Origin of the sequence: Polaromonas sp. (assembly GCF_041689105.1) — a bacterium.
Lineage (GTDB): Bacteria > Pseudomonadota > Gammaproteobacteria > Burkholderiales > Burkholderiaceae_C > Polaromonas.
Map to the genome: position 1 here is coordinate 1 of NZ_JBDNGU010000224.1, position 1724 is coordinate 1724.

At 58.6% G+C, this 1724-nt stretch carries 3 protein-coding genes; 1 reads left to right on the forward strand and 2 read right to left on the reverse strand.

The features are described from left to right. Both ACESMT_RS21065 and ACESMT_RS21070 read right to left on the reverse strand, forming a co-directional pair. The coding region (locus ACESMT_RS21065; RefSeq protein WP_372828542.1) for a sulfatase-like hydrolase/transferase at positions 1–251 on the reverse strand (251 nt) is incomplete at its 3' end. 13 nt (positions 252–264) lie between these two features. Next, positions 265–1194, reverse strand: a complete 930-nt coding sequence (locus ACESMT_RS21070) for a hypothetical protein (protein ID WP_372828543.1) — start codon at positions 1192–1194, stop codon at positions 265–267. A gap of 38 nt (positions 1195–1232) precedes the next feature. Here ACESMT_RS21070 and ACESMT_RS21075 point away from each other — a divergent pair. Then, the coding region (locus tag ACESMT_RS21075) for a LysR family transcriptional regulator (protein ID WP_372828544.1) at positions 1233–1724 on the forward strand (492 nt) is incomplete at its 3' end.

Here is a 1724-nt window from a genome sequence, read left to right on the forward strand (position 1 = left end):
ACAAAGGTGGTGGCCTCTGCGGAAAGTGCAATTCCGTTGGAGCGCACGCCATGCAGCGAGGGCATGCGGCTGGTCATTAAAGTGGCGCGATTGGGCATGCACGCGGGATTGGCGACATAGAAGCGCTCTGAGCGCCAGCCGCGCGCAGCGATGGAGTCGATGTGCGGTGTGCGTACGACTGAATTGCCGTAACAACCCAAGTGGTCTGCCCGGTGCTGATCGGTGATGATAAAAAGAAAGTTAGGGCGCATGACGACGTTGAAGTTATGGGATTGCGGGAGGCGTTCGCCACGACAACAGCAAGGCTGTACCGATGGGTAGCATCTTGGGGATCGTGACCGTTGCGAAATGACCTAGCGTTCGCCCAAAGCTCCTATTGAATTCGTCGCCGAGCGCAGATAACTGAAGCGGTTGCTGCATCAGCAGTTCGCGCGCAGCGGCGACTGTCGCGTCGCGAGCGTTTCGCAGTGTGTTGCGTTGTTCCAGTTCTTCCAACAGGTCTTCGGCCGCAGCCAGCGACTGCGGCCACAGCGCCAAGTGGCGATAGAGGCTCGCAACGACAGCGGGTTCTGGCTCGTCTGCTACGCGGTTCAGGCGGTGGATGCGTGCGCGCGTGACGTCGTCAAGATCCCGAAAGTCTGGCAAAGGCCTCAGCGGCTGCGGCTGCGGCTGCGGCTGCGGGTAAGGTAGAGTCGCGTACGCGGAGTTACCGTTGCCGTCTGCGCTGGCCGGAGCCCCCCGCGCGAGCAGTAAAGCCGATAGCGCTACGAGGTTTTGGCTGTTGCCCAGAAGGTAGGCCTCCACGACTTCGAGGATGGCTGGCTCAAAGGACGGAGGTGAACTCCGGCTTCCGCGCGGAGCTACCTCCATGGCTTTGACAATCGACTCCACCTCGCTGCGTAATTGGGCTGCTGCGGTGTCCACGGCGCCGGAAGCGAAATGTGGCCGCAAGGCGTTCCAAACCCGTTCGAGGGTCGCTTGCTGGGTCGCAAGGTGACGGTAGATCAAGTTGACCATCGGTAATCGCATGACTTGCCGAATATCGGCATAGACCTCGCGCAACGATCCCTTTGCAGCAGCTTCCGACACTTCGGGCAAGGCAAATGGCACCAGGGCGGGCATTTCGCTTTTCATGAAGTCGATCTTATTGAGAACGGTAAATTCTGAAAAGAATAGAATTACTATGATATTCATCTTTTTTTAAGATGGATAAAAAGTACAAGGCGATCTGCATGGACACCCGTCAACTACGCTACTTCGTAAAGGTTGTCGAATCCGGCAGCCTTACGCACGCCGCCTTGGCGCTTCATGTGGCCCAGTCCGCTCTCAGCACACACATGCGCAACTTGGAGGATGGCCTTGGTGTCCGGCTGCTCGATCGCAGCAAGAGCGGTGTAACGCCGACAGTGCACGGCCGCTTACTACTGGAGCACGCGCGCAACATCCTGCGGCAAATTGGTCAGGCCCAGCAAGACGTGATGTCGCTTGGCATCGAGCCGTTTGGAAAAATCGTGGTGGGCATGCCCGCCACCCTGACGCCTATCGTGATCGCTCCGCTTCTGCGGAAGATCAGCAAGACGATGCCGAAGGTATCTCCGCATGTGGTCGAGGCGATGTCTGGGTTCCTTCTCGAATGGCTGCGCGCGGGTCGGCTAGACGCGGCAATACTGTTCGACGTGCAGGACACGCGGGGCTTGAACAAGACAGTGATCGGCGTAGAGCCA